This is a genomic window from Allobosea sp. NPDC055353, assembly GCF_053644975.1.
Map to the genome: position 1 here is coordinate 1,988,987 of NZ_JBSHMC010000001.1, position 19,690 is coordinate 2,008,676.

15 protein-coding genes are annotated in these 19,690 nt (G+C 68.0%); 4 read left to right on the forward strand and 11 right to left on the reverse strand.

The window, feature by feature from the left end; all coding sequences use genetic code 11:
* Nucleotides 1-4 precede the first annotated feature (4 nt).
* From ACWIEX_RS09165 to ACWIEX_RS09175, 3 genes are all read right to left on the reverse strand, one after another.
* A complete protein-coding gene (locus ACWIEX_RS09165) occupies nt 5-2,419 on the reverse strand; it encodes a GcvT family protein (protein ID WP_454032746.1) in 2,415 nt (804 codons plus the stop codon).
* Nucleotides 2,420-2,493: 74 nt separating this feature from the next.
* Nucleotides 2,494-3,264: a DeoR/GlpR family DNA-binding transcription regulator gene (locus tag ACWIEX_RS09170; RefSeq protein WP_454032747.1), complete on the reverse strand. Its 771-nt coding sequence runs from the start codon at nt 3,262-3,264 to the stop codon at nt 2,494-2,496.
* 154 nt (nt 3,265-3,418) lie between these two features.
* Entirely contained in the window at nt 3,419-4,882 is a 1,464-nt protein-coding gene (locus ACWIEX_RS09175) for an NAD-dependent succinate-semialdehyde dehydrogenase (RefSeq protein WP_454032748.1), read from the reverse strand.
* Between the two features lie 342 nt (nt 4,883-5,224).
* On the opposite strand from ACWIEX_RS09175, the gene ACWIEX_RS09180 reads away from it, so the two are divergent.
* Entirely contained in the window at nt 5,225-6,535 is a 1,311-nt protein-coding gene (locus tag ACWIEX_RS09180) for an amidase family protein (protein WP_454032749.1), read from the forward strand.
* Nucleotides 6,536-6,639: 104 nt separating this feature from the next.
* Here the strand turns inward: ACWIEX_RS09180 and ACWIEX_RS09185 are convergent, their stop codons facing one another.
* The 7 genes from ACWIEX_RS09185 to ACWIEX_RS09215 form a co-directional block, all read right to left on the reverse strand.
* Complete coding sequence (locus ACWIEX_RS09185) at nt 6,640-7,482, reverse strand: IclR family transcriptional regulator (RefSeq protein ID WP_454032750.1); 843 nt, start codon at nt 7,480-7,482, stop codon at nt 6,640-6,642.
* Between the two features lie 214 nt (nt 7,483-7,696).
* Nucleotides 7,697-8,896, reverse strand: coding sequence for an aminotransferase class V-fold PLP-dependent enzyme (locus ACWIEX_RS09190; protein WP_454032751.1), 1,200 nt, complete (start codon nt 8,894-8,896; stop codon nt 7,697-7,699).
* 52 nt (nt 8,897-8,948) lie between these two features.
* On the reverse strand, nt 8,949-9,437 hold the full coding sequence (locus ACWIEX_RS09195; protein ID WP_454032752.1) for a RidA family protein: 489 nt from the start codon (nt 9,435-9,437) through the stop codon (nt 8,949-8,951).
* 7 nt (nt 9,438-9,444) lie between these two features.
* Nucleotides 9,445-10,257 (reverse strand): amino acid ABC transporter ATP-binding protein, encoded by an 813-nt coding sequence (locus ACWIEX_RS09200; RefSeq protein ID WP_454032753.1) that lies wholly within the window; start codon nt 10,255-10,257, stop codon nt 9,445-9,447.
* Between the two features lie 12 nt (nt 10,258-10,269).
* Nucleotides 10,270-10,905, reverse strand: coding sequence for an amino acid ABC transporter permease (locus tag ACWIEX_RS09205; protein WP_454032754.1), 636 nt, complete (start codon nt 10,903-10,905; stop codon nt 10,270-10,272).
* 4 nt (nt 10,906-10,909) lie between these two features.
* Nucleotides 10,910-11,578, reverse strand: coding sequence for an amino acid ABC transporter permease (locus ACWIEX_RS09210; RefSeq protein WP_454032755.1), 669 nt, complete (start codon nt 11,576-11,578; stop codon nt 10,910-10,912).
* Between the two features lie 164 nt (nt 11,579-11,742).
* A complete protein-coding gene (locus tag ACWIEX_RS09215) occupies nt 11,743-12,615 on the reverse strand; it encodes a transporter substrate-binding domain-containing protein (RefSeq protein ID WP_454032756.1) in 873 nt (290 codons plus the stop codon).
* Nucleotides 12,616-12,886: 271 nt separating this feature from the next.
* Between ACWIEX_RS09215 and ACWIEX_RS09220 the strand changes: the two genes are divergently transcribed.
* Entirely contained in the window at nt 12,887-14,413 is a 1,527-nt protein-coding gene (locus ACWIEX_RS09220; protein ID WP_454032757.1) for an ABC transporter substrate-binding protein, read from the forward strand.
* A 9-nt stretch (nt 14,414-14,422) separates the two neighbouring features.
* Here the strand turns inward: ACWIEX_RS09220 and ACWIEX_RS09225 are convergent, their stop codons facing one another.
* Entirely contained in the window at nt 14,423-15,748 is a 1,326-nt protein-coding gene (locus ACWIEX_RS09225; RefSeq protein WP_454032758.1) for an NAD(P)/FAD-dependent oxidoreductase, read from the reverse strand.
* A gap of 231 nt (nt 15,749-15,979) precedes the next feature.
* On the opposite strand from ACWIEX_RS09225, the gene ACWIEX_RS09230 reads away from it, so the two are divergent.
* Together ACWIEX_RS09230 and ACWIEX_RS09235 are read left to right on the forward strand one after the other, a co-directional pair.
* Nucleotides 15,980-18,031 (forward strand): hydantoinase/oxoprolinase family protein, encoded by a 2,052-nt coding sequence (locus tag ACWIEX_RS09230; RefSeq protein ID WP_454032759.1) that lies wholly within the window; start codon nt 15,980-15,982, stop codon nt 18,029-18,031.
* Nucleotides 18,031-19,635, forward strand: a complete 1,605-nt coding sequence (locus ACWIEX_RS09235; protein ID WP_454032760.1) for a hydantoinase B/oxoprolinase family protein — start codon at nt 18,031-18,033, stop codon at nt 19,633-19,635. The genes ACWIEX_RS09230 and ACWIEX_RS09235 overlap by 1 nt, the downstream gene beginning before the upstream one ends.
* Nucleotides 19,636-19,690 lie beyond the last annotated feature (55 nt).

Below are 19,690 nucleotides of genomic sequence, written 5' to 3' on the forward strand. Positions count from 1 at the left end.
GGATCTATTTGCGGTCGAGTGGCGCCGCGAGGCTGGCGCTGACCGGAACGGTGGTGCCGGCGAGGTCGATAGACCAGCTCCGTGCATCGAGCCAGGCCTGGTCGATCGCTTGGTCGCTTGAAGCCCAGCCCAGCGCCACGATGCCGTCGAGGCTCGCGCCGAAGGCCGCCGAGGTAATCTCGCCGACCGGCTTGCCATCCGCGAGGATCGCTTCGCCGCCCCAGGCCATTTGCCCGTCCGGGCGCGGCCCGACAACAGCGATCAGGCGTTTCGTGCGCGGCGCGGCCTTGGCGGCAACGAGCGCCCCGCGGCCGAGGAACTCGCCCTTGCCGAGCTTCACGGCGAAGCCGAGCCCGGCCTCGTAGGGATTGACGTCCGGAGTCAGCTCACGGCCCCAGGCGCGGAAGCCCTTTTCGATGCGCAGCGAGTCCACGGCGTAATAGCCGACATCCACCAGTCCGAGATCGGCCCCGGCCTCGTGCAGCGCGTCGTAGATCGCAGCCGTGAACTCGACGGGCGCATAGAGCTCGAACCCGTCACCGAGATAGGAACGGCGGCAGGCCCAGGTCGTGGCATAGCCGATCGTGATCTTGCGGATCGCGTTGGCCGGGAAGTCGGCGAGGTCGAACGATGTCGGCGAGAGGCGGGCCAGAAGCTCGGGGACCTTCGGCCCGGCGAGCGAGAGCACCGCATAGGAAGCGGTCACGTCCGTCAGCGTCACGCCTTCCGGGAGCTGGCGCCTGATCCAGTGGGCGTCGCGCGTCGCCTGCGCCGTGCCGGTGAGCAGGAGATAGGCGTCGGGAGCGATCCGGGCGGCGGTAAGATCGCTCTCGAACGTACCTCGGGCATTGAGCAGCGCCGTGTAGACGGAGGTGCCGACCGGCACGGCGACATCGTTGGCTGCGAGGCGCTGCAAGGCGGCCTCGGCCTGCGGTCCCTGCAGCAGGAATTTTGCGAAGCTCGACATGTCGACGAGGCCGGCCGCCTCGCGGCAGGCGCGATGCTCGGCCGCGACGGTCTCGAACCAGTTCTGCGGGCCGAAGGAATAGCCGATCGAGCGCTCCGCCTCGGTGCGGGCGAAATAGTTCGCGCGCTCCCAGCCCATCTTGGAGCCGAAGACGGCGCCTTTGGCCGCGAGCCGGTCATAGAGCGGCGAGCGCCGGAAGGGGCGGGCGGTATCGAGCTCGCGGTTCGGCCAGGGCATGGCGTAATGCAGGCCGAGCGTCTCCTTGATGCGGTCCTTCAGCCAGGCCGGGTTGTTGTTGAAATCGGCGAAGCGGCGGATATCGACCGGCCAGAGATCGCTCGTCGCCTCGCCCTCGACGATCCATTCCGCCAGCGCCCGGCCGGCGCCGCCGGCCGAGGCGATGCCCATCGAGTTGAAACCGGCCCCGACATAGACGCCCGCCACCTCCGGCGCCTCGCCGAGGAGGAAGTTGTTGTCCGGCGTGAAGCTCTCGGGGCCGTTGAGGAAGGTCTTGATCTCGGCTGTCTCCAGCGCCGGCACGCGCTCCAGCGCGTTCTCCATCAGGATGCCGAACTGGTCCCAGTCGTCGGGCAGGAGCTGGAACTCGAACGGGTGGGGGATGCCGTCCATGCCCCAGGGCTTCGCATCCGGCTCGAAGCCACCCATGACGAGGCCACCGACCTCTTCCTTGAAATAGATATAGCCGTCGGGGTCGCGCATCACCGGCAGGTCCGGCGTCACGCCGGCGATCTTGCCGGTGACGATGTACATGTGCTCGGCCGAATGCAGTGGCACCGAGACGCCGCACATCTGGCCGATCGTGCGCGACCATTGCCCGGCGCAGATCACCAGCACCTCGCATTCGACCCGGCCCTGATCGGTCTGCACCGCCTTGACCCGGCCCTTCTCGGTCTCGATGCCGGTGACGCGGATGCCCTCGCGCACGGTTGCGCCGCCGCTGCGGGCGCCGCGGGCCAGCGCCTGCGTGATATCGGAGGGATTGGCCTTGCCGTCGCCCGGCAGCCAGACGCCGCCGACGAGGTCGTCGGTGCGCATCACCGGCCATTTATCGCCGGCTTCCTGCGGGCTGAGTTCCTCGATCTCGACGCCCTGCGCGCGTGCTGCCGAGATCGTCCGGCGCAATTGCGTCATGCGCTCCTCAGTACGCGCAACCGAGACCGAGCCGCAGCGCTTCCAGCCCGTCGCCAGGCCGGTCTCGCTCTCCAGCGAGGCGTAGAGCTCTGTCGAATAGCGGATCAGCCGCGTCATGCTGGACTGGCTGCGGAGCTGCCCGACGAGGCCGGCCGCATGCCAGGTCGTGCCGGAGGAGAGGCGCCCTTGTTCCAGCAGCAATACGTCGCGCCAGCCGAGCTTGGTCAGGTGATAGGCGACCGAGCAGCCGATGATACCGCCGCCGATGATGACGACACGGGATTGGGTGGGAATGGACATGAGCGCCTCCGCGATGGAAGGCAGCTTAGCGCGTCGAAATCAGAAAACAACAAAAAACCACAAAAACAGTCAATTCATCCGACCTGAATTCGGACCCCTTGCTCGGCCAGTTTCTCGGCGAGCGGGGCGGGCGGGGCCTGATCGACCAGAAGCCCGGCGCAAGGCTTGTCGCCGCCGATGCGGCTGGGCAGGACGAGCCCGAACTTGCTGTGATCCGCCATCACGAAGCCTTGTTCAGCCGCATTCAAAAGGGCTGTGCGAGTGGCGGCACCGGCACGGGTATAGTCGGTGACGTGTCCCTCCGGATCGACGCCGCCGACGCTGACGAAGGCGAAATCCGCCGAGAGCCGTGCGATCGCCCGCAGCGTCTCCGGGCCGGTGGCCGCATCCTCGTTGCGATCGAACTCGCCGCCGATCAGGAAGACGCGGGCGCCGGCCAACCGGCTGACGAGCCGGGCATTCTCCAGCGAGGTCGTGTGCACGATCAGGCGCTTGCGATCGGACCGTGCCAAGGCGCGCGCCAGCGCCTCGGTCGTCGTGCCGGAATCCAGCAGGATGGTCATGCCGTCGCCGATCAGCGAGACCGCGAGATCGGCGATCGTCTCCTTGCCGGCGCGGTTCACGGTGCGGCGGCTGGCGAAGGAGGCTTCCGAGCGCTCGTTGCGGATCGCGCCGCCATGGACGATCGCGAGCAGGCTGCCGGCCGAGAGGGCCTTGAGATCGCGCCGAACCGTCTCGCGCGAGACGTCGAGCGCCTGCGCCAGCTCCTCGACAGTAACCGAGCCGGTCTCGTCGAGCTTCGCCATGATGGCGTGATGCCGTCGCGCTGCGATGTCGCGTGTCATGGAAACCGGGCCAGCCCTGCTCGCCGGCTTCAGGTCCGGCAGGGCAGGGATAGGAAGTTGATCCGGGCTTGGCAATCGAAACGGCGGTGCCGCTGTTTTTCAGCCGGGAAGCGAAAAGGGCGCGGCTCGTCGAAGCTGCGCCCTTTCGGAAAGGCTAGCGCGCTGTGGCGCCAAGTCCGCCGATGCAGGTGTACTTGACGTCGAGATAGTCCTGCAGGCCGTATTTCGAGCCTTCCGAACCCAGTCCCGATTCCTTGACGCCGCCGAAGGGCGCGACCTCGGTCGTGACCAGCCCCTCGTTCACGCCGACGATGCCGTATTGCAGCGCTTCCGAGACCCGGAAGGTGCGGCCGAGATCGCGCGTGTAGAAATAGCAGGCGAGCCCGTATTCGGTGTCGTTGGCGAGGCGCAGGGCCTCCTCCTCGGTCTCGAAGCGGAAGACCGGCGCGACGGGCCCGAATATCTCCTCGCGCGCGAACAGCATGGTGCCGGTCGCACCCGCGATCACGGTCGGCTCGTAGAAGCTGAGACCCAGTTCCGAGCGCTTGCCGCCGGTCGCGACGGTGCCGCCCTTGGCCGTGGCGTCGGCCACCATCTCCTCGACCTTGGCGAGCGCCTTGTCGTCGATCAGCGGGCCTTGCGTCACGCCGGTCTCAAGCCCGGAGCCGAGCTTGAGCTTCCTCACGGCAGCGGTCAGCTTTTCGACGAAGGCGTCGTAGATTCCGGCCTGCGCGTAGAAGCGGTTGGTGCAGACGCAGGTCTGGCCGGAATTGCGGAATTTTGCGGCGATCGCGCCCTCGACCGCGCGGTCGAGATCGGCGTCGTCGAAGACGATGAAGGGCGCGTTGCCGCCGAGCTCCATCGAGACCTTCTTCACGGTCTCGGCCGCCTGTTTCAGCAGCACCTTGCCGACCGGGGTGGAGCCGGTGAAGGTGATCTTGCGCACCAGCGGATTGCCGGTGAGCTCGCCGCCGACGGTGCGGGCATCACCCGTCACGACATTGACGACGCCGGCCGGGATGCCGGCCTTCTCGGCGAGGATGCCCCAGGCCAGCGCCGAATAGGGCGTCTGCGAGGCCGGCTTGGCGACGATGGTGCAGCCGGCGGCCAGAGCCGGGCCGATCTTGCGGGCCAGCATCGAGGAGGGGAAGTTCCAGGGCGTGATCGCGCCGACCACGCCGAGCGGCTGCTTGGTCACGATGATGCGCCGGTCGGCCCAGGGCGAGGGGATGACGTCGCCATAGACGCGCCGTGCCTCCTCGGCGAACCAGAGCACATAGGCCGCGCTCATGCCGACCTCGCCCTTGGCTTCGGCCAGCGGCTTGCCCTGCTCGCGGGTCAGGAGCTCGGCCAGCGCGTCCTGATGCTTCAGGATTTCGTCGGCGAGCTTGCGCAGCAGCACGGCGCGCTCCTGCGCGGTCTTGGCGGCCCAGGCCGGGAAGGCGGCATGCGCGGCCTCGATCGCGGCGCGCGTCTCGGCCACGCCGGCCGAGGGAACCGTGCCAATGGACTTGCCCGTCGCCGGATCGGTGACGTCGATCGTTCCGCCCGATGCCTTGTCCAGCCAGCGCCCGCCGACGAAGATCGCGTCGCGCTTGAAATCGCTCCACTGGGACATGATTCAGCCTTTCGGAAATGCGGGGGAGGCACGGTTGCTTGCCCTTGCGGACAAGGCGTGCGTTGACGGTGAGGTTCTGCTGCGGACGGGACGTCGCGAGTCCTTTCTAGTCGCCAGCCGGCGCTATGTGAACAAGCTGGGCGCTCTGCCCGGTGCGGCGATCTGCTGCTGCCTCGGCATCATCGCGGCAACCGTCTGGCGGACCGGCCGCGGTTTCGACATTGCCCCTCGTCGCGCGTGGCCATTTACGGTGCGCGCGCAGCGGATACGCTCACCCCGATTCCCTTCGATGCCGGCCTCTGCCCGATGCAGCCGTCACCATGGTTCGAGAAAGGTGTTCAGATGACCGAAAGCCTCCGCCCGTCCGCCGCTGCGCGCCTCGACCAGGCTCTCGGCCGGATTCGCGATCCCAAGCTCGAAGGCGGCAAGGTCTTCACCACGCTCTATGAAGCCTCGGCACGGCGCGAGGCCGAGTCGTCGGACGCCCGGGTCGCTGCTGGAAAGCCGCTGGGGCCGCTGGATGGCCGGATCGTCTCGATCAAGGACCTGTTCGACGTGGCCGGCGAGACGACGCGCGCCGGAGCAGCTGTCCTGCGCCGCCAGCCGCCGGCCACGGCCGACGCGCCGATCGTCCAGCGTCTGCGCGCCGCCGGCGCCGTCATCGTCGGCAAGACGCAGATGACCGAATTCGCCTTTTCGGCGCTCGGCACCAACGCCCATGATCCGGTTGCCGGCAATCCGCATGATCGCAGCCGCGCGCCGGGCGGCTCGTCCTCGGGCGCCGTCGTCTCGGTGATCGACGGCATGGCCGAGATCGCCATCGGCAGCGACACCGGCGGCTCGATCCGCATCCCGGCGGCCCTGACCGGTGCGGTCGGCTTCAAGCCGACCTCCGGCCGCGTTCCGACGACCGGCGCCTTCTCCCTTTCGAGCACGCTCGACACGGTCGGCCCGATCGCCCGATCCGTCGTCGATTGCGCCCTGACCGATGCCGTTCTGGCAGGGCAGGCGCCATCGCCGCTGGCGCCGCGGCCGCAGGCCCGCTTCGTGGTGGCGCGTGGGCGCCTGTTCGATGCAATGGAGGCGGAGGTCACCGAGGCGTTCGAGGCGGGGCTGGACCGACTGCGGCGTGCCGGCCTCAGCGTTGAGGATGGTTCGCTCGACCCGAGCCTCGATGCCCTGGCCGCGCTCGACAAGATCGGCGGCTTCCCATCGATCGAGCTCGGCGCGACCTTGCGCGATCTCGGCGTCGACGGCCTCGACGAGGTCGACCCCAAGACCCGCGTGCGCATCGAGGCCGGCGCCGGCATCCTCGGTGTCGACTATGTCCGCATGCAGCGCCGGCGCGCGGCGGCTGTCGCGGCTTTCGCGGCGGCGATGACCGACGATACCGTCTACCTCGTGCCGACGACCCCGATCCGGGCGCCTTTGCTGGCATCCGTCGCCGACGATGCCGGCTTCCACCATGCCAACGGCCTCGTCCTGCGCAATCCCCGCATCGGCAATCTGCTCGATGCCCCCTCGCTCTCGCTGCCTCTGCCGGTCCCGGCGGGCGCCCTCCCGGTCGGGATGATGCTGATCGGCAGGCGTGGCGCGGATCGTCCGCTGCTGGCAATGGCTGCAAGCGCCGAGGTCGCGCTCGCCCGCGTGTGAGCGAACAGGGGAAGCCGGAAACACCGCTTCCCCGATCCCGCCGGAATCCAGCCGATCAACGCCGGGGGATCGGCCGATTTACGCTCGGCTGGAGGCGCGGCGGTCTAGCCGTATCTGCGCCCGTTGGCGAAGGGGCCGACGCGCCAGCCGAGCTTGTCCTCGATCCGCCGGGCGGCTGCCTTGACCGCCTCGACGAAGTTCGCGTGCTCCTCGTTCACGCGGAACTCGGGCAGGACGATCGAGACGGTGATCGGGCAGGCGCCGGCCTCGTCCAGAACCGGCGCCGCGATGCAGGCAACCGCATAGTCGGACTCGCCGGCCTGGATCGACACGCCGGCCGCGAGCGCGTCGCGCGCTTGCGCGAGCAAGGCGGCGGGATCGGTGACGGCGCGCCCGGTTGGCGAGGCCTTGGCGCTCCTGCGGAAGAGCGCGGACCGCTCGGCATCGTCCAGCCCGGCGACCAGCAGCCGGCCTGAGGCGGTCCAGTTCAGCGGTACGCGCGTGCCGACGCGCGAGGTGATGACGAAATGGCCGGGGCCCTCGGCCATCGCCTCGACCACCATCATGCCGCCGTCGCGGCCGCAGATCTGCACGGTCTCGCCGACCTCGCGTGCCAGCACATGCATCTCATGTGTCGCGACATTGATGACCTGGAGGTCGCGGGCATAGGCGAGGCCGTAATGGTAGAGCCGGGGACCGAGCCAGACGCCGCCATCGCCGGAGCGCGCCAGCAGGCTCTTGTCGAGCAGATCCTCGACGATGGCGTAGACGGTCGAAAGCGGCGCGCCGATCGCACGGGCGACCTCATAGGCCGTCTGGGCCCGGCCCTCCTGCTGGAGATGGTCGAGGATCTGCACGGCGCGGTCGATGCCGCTGACGCGCGAGCGCCGCTGCGGCGCGCGCTCCGGCTCGTCTCCGCTGGCTTCCGTCGTCGTGGCTTTGGTCATGTCCGGGCTTTCATCCCTGCCGCGTATCGACTCAAACGGCGGTGTCCCGCAGGGGTTTCCGGCGGGGCCGCGAACCTCTCCGCTTTGCCGCCAGTTTCGTCAACGCCGGTCGCTATAGCATCGGCCCGAAAAGTGGCATCCGGTTTTCGGGCAAAGCCGATGCAAGATCAAAGAGCTAGAGTATCGGACTGAATACGAAATTCAGTCCGATACTCTAGTCCGGCCATTTCGCCAGCGAGGCGGCGCGCCGGTTGCGGCGCTCGATCAGCGGGCTTGCGATGATCGTGTTGCTGCGCCGCGCGGTCTCCAGTTCGGTGACGATGCGCGCGGCGACGATCTCTTCCTCATCCGGATGCAGGTTGCAGGGATCGAGGAAGAAATGGCCGTGCTCGACCTCGTGATCCCTGACGATGACCGGCGGCGTGCCACGGGCCAGCGCGTCGGCCAGGTCCCAGGCGGTGATATGCGCCTGCTCGGGATCGACGGAGAGCTTCATCCGGTCGAGCGGATTGTTGGTCGGGTCGGGCTCGATGACGGCCGTCACGCCGGGCCGCTCGGTGAAACGGGAGAGCCAGAGATCGAGCGCGCGCTGCTCGCGCGCCCTGATGCCGGCATGGTCGCGCTTCTCCCAGGCTTCCAGCGCGGCCATCGTGCCGAGCACGCTTTCCTTGCCGATCTTCATGCCGCGGCCGATGCCGCCATTCTGGATGAAGGCGGCGCGAACCAGCGCCTTGCGCCCGGCGACGATGCCGCCGGTCGGCCCGCCCAGGAACTTGTGCGAGGAATAGAGCACGATGTCGGCGCCGGCCTCGAGGAAGCCGCGCAAATCGTATTCGGAGGCCGCATCGACGATGACCGGCACGCCGCGCTCGTGGCAGATCGCCGCGAACTCCTCAAGCGGCAGCAGCCCGTACTGGACTGTATGGTGCGAGACGACATAGAGCGCCGCCGCCGTGTGCTCCGAGATCGCGCCGGCGAGCTGATAGGCGCGGGCGCTGGTGGCCTGCCCGACGACGATCGGCGTCGCGCCCGCAAGCCGGATCGCCTGTTCGACCGGCGCGCCATAGCCGACCATATGCCCCATCATCACCACGACCTCGTCCTTGAGGCCGCTGGCATCCGGCAGCTGTTCGACGGCGTAGAGATCGTCGCCCGTCATCGCGCCGGCGATCGCCAGCGTGATCCCGGCCGAGCAGGAGGCCGTGACGAAGCCGGCCTCGCTGCCGCAGAGCCGCGCGATCACCGCGCTGGCCTTGCGCTGGAGATCGTCGATCTCGACGAATTGCGGCAGGATCGCGGTCATCGCCGCGATCGCTTCCGGCACGGCGATCGAGGCGCCGAGCGCGGTCATCGTACCCGAGACGTTGATGACGGGGCGCAGGCCGAGGGAGGGGCGGATATCGGGGGCGGTCATCGGTTTCTCCTGGAAGGCGGGCGGGGCTTCTGCCCCGGTTAGGCTCGATGCTCTAGGACACGGCGACGATCGCCTCGATCTCGACGGTGATCTGGCGGGGCAGCGAGCCGAAGCCGACAGCCGAACGGGCATGCTTTCCGGCCTCGCCGAACACGGCGACGAAGAGGTCGGAACAGCCGTTGATGACGGCGGGATGGTCGCTGAAATCCGGCTCGGCATTGACCATGCCGAGCAGCTTGACGACGCGCCTGACGCGGCCGAGGTCGCCGAGCGCACCATGCAGCACGGCGAGCAGGTTGAGGCCGGTCAGCCGGGCATGGTCATAGGCCTGGGCGATGCCGACATCGCGGCCGACCTTGCCGGTATGGAGCCGGCCGTCCTCATGCGTCGGCCCCTGGCCGGAGAGATAGATCAGGTCGCCTTCGCGGATATAAGTGGCGAAATTGCCGATCGGCCGCGGCAGCGCCGGAAGCATGAGGCCAAGCTCCGCCAGGCGCCGGTAGGGCGCGGTGTCGGGCAGGGTGGACAGGACGGCGCTCATGGTGTCCTCACGCCGGATTGGGGCGGAAGCCGGCGAAGCGCGACAGGAAGGAGCGCAGCCGCTCATGCGGCTGCTCGCCGAACACCTTCGCGGGCGGCGCGTCGATGACGATCCGGCCCTGGTCGGTGAAGACGACGCGGTCCGCCACCTCCTGCGCGAAGGCCATCTCATGGGTGACGAGGATCATGGTGCGGCCCTCGGCGGCGAGTTCCTGCACCACGGCCAGCACCTCGCCGACGAGCTCCGGATCGAGCGCGGAGGTGATCTCGTCGAGCAGCAGCACCTTCGGCTCCATCGCCACCGCACGCGCGATGCCGACGCGCTGCTGCTGGCCGCCGGACATCTGCGAGGGCATGGCATCGACCTTGGCCGCCAGCCCGACGCGGGCGAGCCATTTCTCGGCGATGGCGCGGGCCTCGGCCTTGGGGCGGCCGCGCGATTTCATCAGGCCCAGCATGATGTTCTGCGCGGCGGTGAGATGCGGAAACAGGTTGAACTGCTGGAACACCATCGCGGCATCGACGCGGATCGCGGCGAGCTCGCGGTCGCTGCGGCGCTTGCGGCCACCCGCGCCGTCGCGATAGCCGACCTCGGTGCCGTCGATCCGGATCGAGCCGCCGTCATACTCCTCCAGGAAGTTGATGCAGCGCAGCAGCGTGGTCTTGCCGCTGCCGGAGGGGCCGATGATCGCGACGACCTCGCCCTTGCCGACGGTGAGATCGACGCCTTTCAGCACCTGATTGGCGCCGAAGGCCTTGGTCAGGCCCTCGATCGCGATCACCGGGGTCGCGGCGGAAGCACGGGCATCCGTCTCGGCCATGGATGCCTCCTTTCAGACGAAGCGCTTCTCGAGCCGGCGGCTGAGCGCCGAGAGCGGGAAGTTGATGGCGAAATACATCAGCGCGCCGATGAGATAGAGCGGCAGCGCCACATGGGTGCGCCCGATCACCTGTTGCAGCGACAGCATCAGGTCGACGATCCCCAGCAGCGAAACCAGCGAGGAGCCCTTCACGGTGTCGACGACGCTGTTGACGAAGGGCGGCAGGAAACGGCGCACGGCCTGCGGCGCCAGCACATGCGCGAAGCGGTCGAACATCGTCAGCCCGATCGCCTTGGCGGCTTCGGTCTGGCCCGTCGGAATCGACTGGAACGAGCCGCGCGTGATCTCGATGATCTGCGCCGATTTGAACGCCGTCAGCGCCACGATCGCGGCGAGCAGGCTTGGCAGGTTCACCTTGATCGCCGGCAGGCCGTAATAGACGAAATAGAGCAGGACGAGGATCGGCACGCCGCGCACGAAATCGGCATAGAGCCGGATCGGCGCGCGCGCCCAGAGCGGCCCGAAGGCGAGCACGCAGCCGAGCGGCAGCCCGACGATCAGCGACAGCACGATCACGCAGGCCGAGACCAGCAGGGTCGTCAGCAGGCCGTCGACGAGGAAGGGCAGGGTCTGGATCAGCGTCGCCATGCCGTCACCGCGCGATCGAATAGCGCCGCTCGGCCAAGCGAAGCAGCAGCAGGATGGCATAGCTGGTGATCAGGTAGATCGGCGTCGCCAGCAGATAAACCTCGACCGTGCGGAAGGTCTGCGTCTCGATCCAGCGCATGCCATAGGCGAGCTCGGGCACGGCGATGGCCGAGGCGATCGAGGTGTCTTTGAACAGCGAGACATAGGTGTTCGACAGCGAGGGCAGGGCGATGCGCATCGCGGTCGGCAGGCGCACATGCCAGAGCACCTTCAGGGGCGTGAGCCCGATCGCCTTGCCGGCCTCGATCAGCCCGCGCGGCACGGCCTCCAGCCCCGCGCGCATGACCTCGACCAGATAGGCGCCGGAATAGATCGACAGCGTCGCGACGAAGGAGGTCACCGCGTCATATTGCAGGTCGATGGCGCTGGGGATGCCGTAGAAGACGAGATAGACCAAGAGCAGCAGCGGCACGTTGCGGACGAATTCGACATAGGCCGCGATCAGCGGGCGCGCCCATTTCGGGCCGTCGAGGCTGATCAGCGCCAGTACGAGGCCGATCGCCATGCCGATCGCGATGCTTGCAGCCGCCAGTTCGAGGCTGAGCCAGAGCCCCTCGAACAGCTTGCCGGCATAGCGCCAGACGATCGCGAAGTTGAAATGGTAGTTCGCCATGGTCCCGAGGGCTTGAGCATCGGCCCGAAAAGTGGGTCGCGGTTTTCGGGCAAAGCCGATGCAGGATCAAAGAGTTATGGTATCGGGCTGAGGCCCGGTACCATAACCGGGCGACAGGGACGGAAGGGCGCGTGACGCCCTTCCGCTTGCGAAGCGTGGAACGTTCAGAACCGGGGCAGGCCGGGCTGGCGCTGCGGCGGCTCGGCGCCGAAATAATCCTTCACCGCCGCGTCGTAGAGCTCGTTCTGATGGCCGAAGATCGCGATGTCGAAGGTGGTGTTGACGAAGCGCACCCAGTCGGGGTCGCCCTGCTTCATGCCGGCGCCGTAGAGCATCGTGTTCCAGGACTTGCCGGCATCGGCATATTTGTCGGGATGGCGCTTGGCGAGCCACCAGACGGTGGAGAGATCGACCGCAGCGGCATCCGCCCGCTTGGAGTCGAGCGCCAGGATGACGTTGGCCTGGCTGTCGAGCTGCATCACCGTCGATTGCGGCAGCACCTTCTTCACCGAAGCCTCGGCATCGACGTTCTGCAGGATCGAGACGCGGGCCGAGGAGCCCGCCTTGAGCAGCGCGTCGAAGCTCTTCTTGTCGCTGTCCGGCCGGGTCAGCAGGGCGATGCCTTCGACATAATAGGGGCGCGAGAACGCGATGAGCTGCGCGCGCGCCGGGGACATGGTCATGAACTGGATGACGATGTCGACCTTGCCGGTATTGATGTTGGGGATGCGCTGGGCCGCGTCCTGCCGGACGAACTCGACCTTGCTGGCATCGTCGAACAGCCCCTTGGCCAGGATCCGGCCCATGGTGATGTCCATACCGACGAGCTGGCCCTTCTCGTCCTCGAAATGCCAGGGCGCATTGGTGGAGCCCGTGCCGACGATCAGCTTGCCGCGATCCAGCACCGTGCGCAGCAGGCTGTTCGGCGCCGATTGCGCCGCGGCCTCCCGGGCCGTGCTCGCGGCCGCAGCCAGTGCGAGGCCGCCGACCAGTCCACCCTTCAGCAGAAGCCTTTTGCCTTCATCCGTCCCGCTCATCGGCGTTTCCCCTCCTTGCAAGAATAATCCGTAATTAAAGAATATATCTTGTAATTAAGGATGCTAGAGAGTCTTTCGCTCGGGTGTCAAGCGCCGGGCCGGCGGGCCGCGGCGCCAGGGCGGCGCCGGCCTGCGCCGCAGCATCGTGCCTGCAACTTCAGCGCGCCCGCACCGGAGTTTCGCGAGCCACGGAAGGCATTGACAAGCTCGCACACGAAATCATTCTTTCCCTTCGGCCGTTCGAGCCGCCAAAAACAGGGAGGGGTATTCGATGGTGCCGGTCTCTCGCCGTACCGTGCTCGCCGCCGGTGCAACCCTGCCTCTCATGGGCCTGCGCGCCCATGCCCAGGCGGCGGGCAAGGTGCTCCGCTTCGGCCTGTCGAGTTTCCCGCCCAGCCTGCAGCCCTGGCTCCATACCGGCACGGCGGCGCTCACGGTCAAGCTCCTGATCTTCCGGGGGCTGACCGGCTTCGACGAGAAGGGCGAGGTCAGGCCTGAGCTCGCCGAATCCTGGGCGCGCGAGGGCGAGACGACCTGGGTCTTCAAACTGCGCCAGGCGACCTTCCAGAACGGCAAGCCGGTCACGTCCGAAGACGTGAAATGGACGCTGGAGCAGGTCGCCGCCCCCAACTCGACCGCCTTCATGAAGGCCGAGTTCGGCGGCGTCGAGCGCATCGATACGCCCGATTCGCGCACCGTCCGGATCGTCATGAAACAGCCGACGGTGACGCTGCCGATCTGGCTCGCCAGCCCGCATATGCCGATCATCGCCAAGGATTCGATCGAGGGGCGTGCCGGGCTCGGCGTCGGCGCCGGCCCGTTCATGATCAAGGCGCAGGAGCGCGGCGCCTCGATCGAGGTCGCGAAATTCGACAAATACTACAAGCCCGGCCTGCCGAAGCTCGACGGCATCAAGCTGGTCGCCTATGCCGACGAGAACCTGCGCGTCGCAGCCCTCCAGGCCGGCGATGTCGACCTGATCGAATACGTGCCCTGGCAATCGATGGGCACGATCGAGAAGGATTCGCGCCTGCGGCTCGTCGCGGTCGACGGGCCCTTCATGGGGTTGAACTTCAACGGCGGTGCCGGGCCGTTCAAGGATGTCCGTTTGCGCCAGGCGGTGGCGCACGCCATCCGCCGCGAGGACATCGTGCAGGCGGCCTTCTTCGGCCGCGGCAGCAAGCTGCAAGGCATCCCGATCGCATCGAGCAGCCCCTATTTCGACAAGGGCCGCTCCGAGTTCTGGACCTACGACCCGGCCAAGGCGAAGAAGCTGATGGCCGAGGCCGGCGTGCCGAACGGCTTCACCTGCACGCTGCTCTCGACCGCGCAATACGGCATGCACAAATCCACCGCCGAGGTCGTGCAGGCCAACCTCGCCGAGATCGGCATCCAGGTGACGCTGAACCTGCCGGACTGGGCCGCGCGCGTCGACCTGGCCGGCAAGGGCCGTTACGATTTTATGGTGCAGGGCACGACCGCCGACAATAACGACCCCGACGGCCTTGCCCCGCTGATCGACGGCGACCTGCCGCCCAACATGGCGCGCAGCTGGCAGATCCCGACGCCCGAGATCCATGCGCTCTTCGCCAAGGGCCGCGCCGAGTTCGATCCGGCCAAGCGCAAGGCGATCTATGCCGAGCTGGAGAAGTTCGCTTTGGAGCAGGCACCGCTCGTCGGCCTCGCCTGGCGCTCGCAGGGCTATGCCATGGTGACAGGCCTCAGCGGCTTCAAATGCTATCCGGGCGGCACGAATTTCTTCTCGGCCTATTCGATGGACGAGGCGGCGCTCGCCTGAGCGGCCGTCTCACCTCGTCCGTGTCGTCCGCTCCAGCCGCGCGAACCTCTCCAGCCGGAAGGGCTTGGGATCGATCAGCGGTGTGCGGTCGCTGACCAGATCGGCGATCAGGCGGCCGGCGCCCGGGCCGATGCCGAAGCCATGGCCCGAGAAGCCCGTCGCGAGGAAGAAGCCGGGCAGGCGCGGCACCTCGCCGATGATCGGCACGGCATCGGGCGTCGCATCGATCAATCCGCCCCAGCTCTCCTTGACCTTGAGGCTGGCAAAACCCGGGAAGGCGGCGATCAGGTTGCGCCGCGCTTCCTGCAAAATGCCCTCGGACGGCTTGGGGTCGAGGATGCGGTTGCGCTCGAACGGCGTTTCCTGATCGAGCGCCCAGCTCTTCTCCGTACGGGCTTCTTCGAGGAAGCGCGCGCCGAGCCTGAGCCGCAATTCATCGCGCTGCTTCGCGAAGGACGGCAGGAAATCGAAGAGCAGCCGGAAGCTGTCCGGCACGATCTCGGCGACGCTCGCCCCGCGATGGGCGATCGTGTAGCCGCCGTCCTGCCGCTTGCGGAAAGCGAAGTCGGAAGCACCGACGGCATGGGTCGGCGGGCCGTCGAGCGGTTCGGTCCGGAACACCGAGCCCAGAATCTTGAGCGCCGGCAGGTCGATGCCGAGATTGCCGAGGAACAGGCGCGACCAGGCACCGCCTGCCAGCACGGCGCGCTGGCAGGCGATCCGGCCGCGCTCGGTGACGACACCGCTGACGCGTCCCCCAGTCGTCTCGATGCCGCGCACGGCGCAGCGTGTCAGCACGGTGCCGCCATGCCGGCGCAGCGCCCGCGCCATCGCCGGAACGGCCTTCTGCGGCTCGGCACGGGCATCGCTCGGGGTGAACATGGCGCCGGCAAAGGCGCGCTTGCCGCCGGGCAGGACGGTGTCGATCTCGCGCGTGCTCAGGAGCCGGGAGTCGAGCTGGTAGGTCCTCGCGTGCTCGAGCCAGGCCTCCTGCTCGGCATGCTTGGCGGGGGTGTCGGCGACATAGACGATGCCGGAGCGGGTGAAGCCGGTATCGCCGCCGACGAGCCGGTCCATATCCTCCCAGAGCCGCATGCTTTCGAGCCCGAGCGGGATCTCGCCGGGATCGCGCCCCATGACGCGCACCCAGCCCCAGTTGCGCCCGGACTGCTCATGCCCGACCTCGCCCTTCTCGCAGACCGTGACCGAGATGCCCTCGCGCGCCAGGAAGAGCGCGGTGGTGATGCCGATGATGCCGCCGCCGATGACGACGACGTCGCTGGCGGCGGGAAGGGACGGGTCCAGCTCGATGGTCTCGATGGTGATGCCCATCACGAAGGCTCCGGCGGTGGCGGGAAGGGGCGGTCGGCGGCACGAGGTGTCCGGTATAGACCAAGCTCAACGCCCTTCGTAGGCCCGACGAGTCTTGCGCCGAGCCAGTCCTGCGCTGATCGAAGAGATGTTCGGCGTCGACGGCGCTTTCATCGCCGCCGCTTCGCTTGCCATATTGGGAGCCGGCGTCGCAGCCTGCCGAGGCGGCGATGCTGTAACGGGAGGAAGGCAGAGATGGCGTGGCGGATCGGGATCGATTCCGGGGGCACATTCACCGATGTCTGCCTGTTTGACGACGCGACCGGCATGGTCGCGGTCTGGAAGGTGCCGTCGACCCCTGACGATCCCTCCCGCGCCATCGCGCGCGGCACGCAGGAAGGCGTCGAGCGCGTCGGTGCCAGTCCCGAAGACATCGTCTATTTCGGCCATGGCACCACGGTCGGCACCAATGCGCTCATCCAGCATCGCGGCGTGAAGACGGGGCTCATCACCACCGAAGGCTTCCGTGACCTGATCGAGATCGGTCGGCAGAAGCGGCCGGACCTCTACGATCTCCAGGCCGACAAGGCGCCGCCGCTGGTCACGCGCGATCTGCGCTTCGGCGTCGCCGAGCGTGTCCGCCATGACGGCTCGGTCGAGACGCCGCTCGACGAGGACGCCGTCCGGCAGGCGGCGCGGGCGCTGAAGGCGGAGGGCGTCAAGGCGGTCGCCATCGGCTTCCTCTACGGTTTCGTCCGGCCGGAGCACGAGGAGGCAGCGAAGCGCGTCGTTACCGAGGAGTTCCCCGAGGCCTTTATCTGCGCCTCGCATGAGGTCGCGCCCGAGTTTCGCGAGTACGAGCGCATCTCGACCGCCGTGGTCAACGCCTATCTCGGCCCGGTGATGCAAAGCTATATCCGCCGCCTCGCCGACCGCCTGCAGGAGCTTGGCCTGAAGGCGGTGCCGCATCTGACGCAGTCCAATGGCGGCGTCATCGGCTTTGACATGGCGGCGCGATTGCCGGTGCGCACGGTGCTCTCCGGCCCCTCGACCGGCGTCGTCGCGGGCCAGGCGATCGGCGCCATGATCGGCATCCCGAACCTGATCACCTTCGACATGGGCGGCACCTCCTCGGATGTTGCCCTGCTCGACGACGGCGAGACGAAGCTCGCGTCCGAAGCCAATGTCCACGGTTACCCGATCAAGGCGCCGATGCTCGATATCCACACGGTGGGCGCCGGCGGCGGCTCGCTCGCCGCGATCGATTCCGGCGGCCTGCTCAAGGTCGGGCCGCGCTCGGCCGGCGCCGATCCCGGCCCGGTCTGCTATGCGCGCGGCGCGACCGAGCCCGCCGTGACCGACGCCAATGTCGTGCTCCAGACCCTGAACCCGACGCATCTGCTCGGCGGCCGCATGCCGATTGACCAGAGCTTGTCGAAACAGGCCATCGGCCGATTGGCCGACGAACTCGGCCTCGATGTGATGGCGACGGCGCAGGGCATCATCTCGGTCGTCACGGCCAACATGGCCAAGGCGATCCGCCTCATCAGCGTCCAGCGCGGTCACGATCCGCGGGACTATGCGCTGGTCGCCTTCGGCGGGGCCGGGCCGTTGCACGCGGCAAGGCTCGCGCGCGAACTCGACATGAAGCGCATCGTCGTGCCGCGCAATCCCGGCATCGGCTGCGCGCTCGGCCTGCTGCTCACCGACCTGCGCGCCAATTTCGCCACAACCAGGCTCGCGACGCTGTCCGAAGCATTGGTCCCGGACATGGCGGAGATCTTCGTCGCCCTGCAGGAGCAGGCGGAGCACTGGTTCGCGGAGGAGGGCGTCGCCTCAGTCGATCGCCGGCTGAAGCGAACCGCCGACCTGCGCTATCACGGCCAGAACTACGAACTCGGCATCGACGTGCCGGACGGGCCGATCACGCCGGCGACCGTGGCCGCGCTGGCGGAAGGCTTCGCCGCCACGCACAAGCGGCTCTACGGCTTCGTCGCCGAGGGCGAGGCGGTCCAGCTCGTGACCTATCGCGTCGAGGCGGTCGGGCTCGTGCCCAAGGCCGCCTTCCGGCCGGAGCCCAATGCCGGGCCGGATGCGTCCCACGCTGTCATCGGCAGCCGCGAGGTCTGGTTCCCCGAGGCCGGCGGCTTCGTTGCCTGCCCGATTTACGACCGCGACAAGCTCAAGTCGGGCAATCGCTTCGCCGGCCCGGCCATCGTCGAGCAGATGGATTCGACCACCGTGCTGCTGCCGGGCATGACGGCCACCGTCGAGCCCTATCTCAACCTGATCCTGGAGATGCCGTGATGACCGCGACCGCATCCGTCAGCGTCGACCCGATCACCGTCGAGGTCATCGGCTCCTCCTTCGCCTCCATCGCCGAGGAGATGGGCGAGGCCCTGGTCAAGGCGAGCTATTCGACCAACATCAAGGAGCGCCGCGACTGCTCGACCGCGCTTTTCGACGTCGAAGGCCAGACGCTCTGCCAGGCCGAGCACATCCCGATGCATCTCGGCTCCTTCATCGGCATCATCCCGCATATCCTGAAGCGCCATGCGGTGGCGGACATGAAGCCGGGCGACGTCTTCATCGGCAACGACGCCTACGAGGGCGGCGGCACGCACCTTCCCGACATCGTCCTGGCCGAGCCGGTCTTCCACGAGGGCGTGATGATCGCCTGGGCGGTCAACACGGCGCACCACTCCGATTTCGCCGATCGCGGCCACGCCCATATCTATCAGGAAGGCCTGCGCATCCCGCCGATCCGCCTCTATGACGGCGGCGTGCTGATGAAGGACATGCAGGAGCTGATCCTGCTCAACTGCCAGGTCCCGCGCGAACGCCTCTCGGACCTGCGCGCCCAGATGGCGGCGAACCGCCTCGGCGTCGAGCGCCTGCGCGCGCTTTGCGACAAATACGGTCGCGACACGGTGCTTGCCGCCGGCAAGGCCTTGCAGGACTATGCCGAGCGCAAGATGCGCGCCGGCATCGCCTCGATCCCCGACGGCACCTATCGCTTCTCCGATTCCTTCGACAACCCCGAGATCGACGAGGCCCTGACCTTCTCGGTGGCGATCACCGTCGCGGGGGAGGAGATGACCCTCGCCTTCGACTCGCCGCCTCAGATGCGGGCGGGCTTCAACATGGTCTACACCGCGCTGCTCTCGACGGTGTATTACGCGGTCAAGACCGTGGCCGACCCGACCATCCCGCCAAATGCGGGTTTGGCGCGGCCGCTTACGATCACCGCGACGGAAGGCACGGTGCTGAACTGCGTGCACCCGGCCGCCGTCAACGGCCGCATCGCCGCCTGCCAGCGCGTGGTCGACCTGATCCATGGCGCGCTCGCGCAGGCCGTGCCGGATCGGGTGATCGCCGCCTGCTCGGGCGCGGTGGCATCCGCGACATTCGCCGGCGAGCAGCCCGGCAGCGGCGAGCTCTGGGTCTATCTGGAGACGATCGGCGGCGGCTCCGGCGCCCGCACCAACAAGGACGGGCTCCACGGCGTCCATGTCCATATGACCAACACCTCGAACCTGCCGGTCGAGGCGCTGGAGCTGGAATACCCGCTGACCCTGCTGCGCTACGAACTGGTCGATGGTTCGGGCGGGGACGGCCGCCAGCGCGGCGGCATGGGGCTCAGGCGCGTCTACCGGGCGGAAGCGCCGTGCCGGTTGAGCGTCGACAATTCGCGCCTGACCTCGCGGCCTTGGGGCCTCGCCGGTGGCGGCGAGGGGCGGGGCGGTTCCTTCGCCTTCAGCGAGGGCGTCGTGCCCTTCTTCAAGGGCGACGGCGCGCTGGAAAAGGGCCAGATCGTCGAGATCATCACGCCCGGCGCCGGCGGCTACGGTCCGGCTTCGGAACGGAGTGCCGAGGCGCGAGCGCGCGACAAGGCCGAACAGCGGGGGTGAGCTGGCGTTGTTGCTCGGCTGGGCGCAAACACTTGTCATTCCGGGGCTTCGCGTA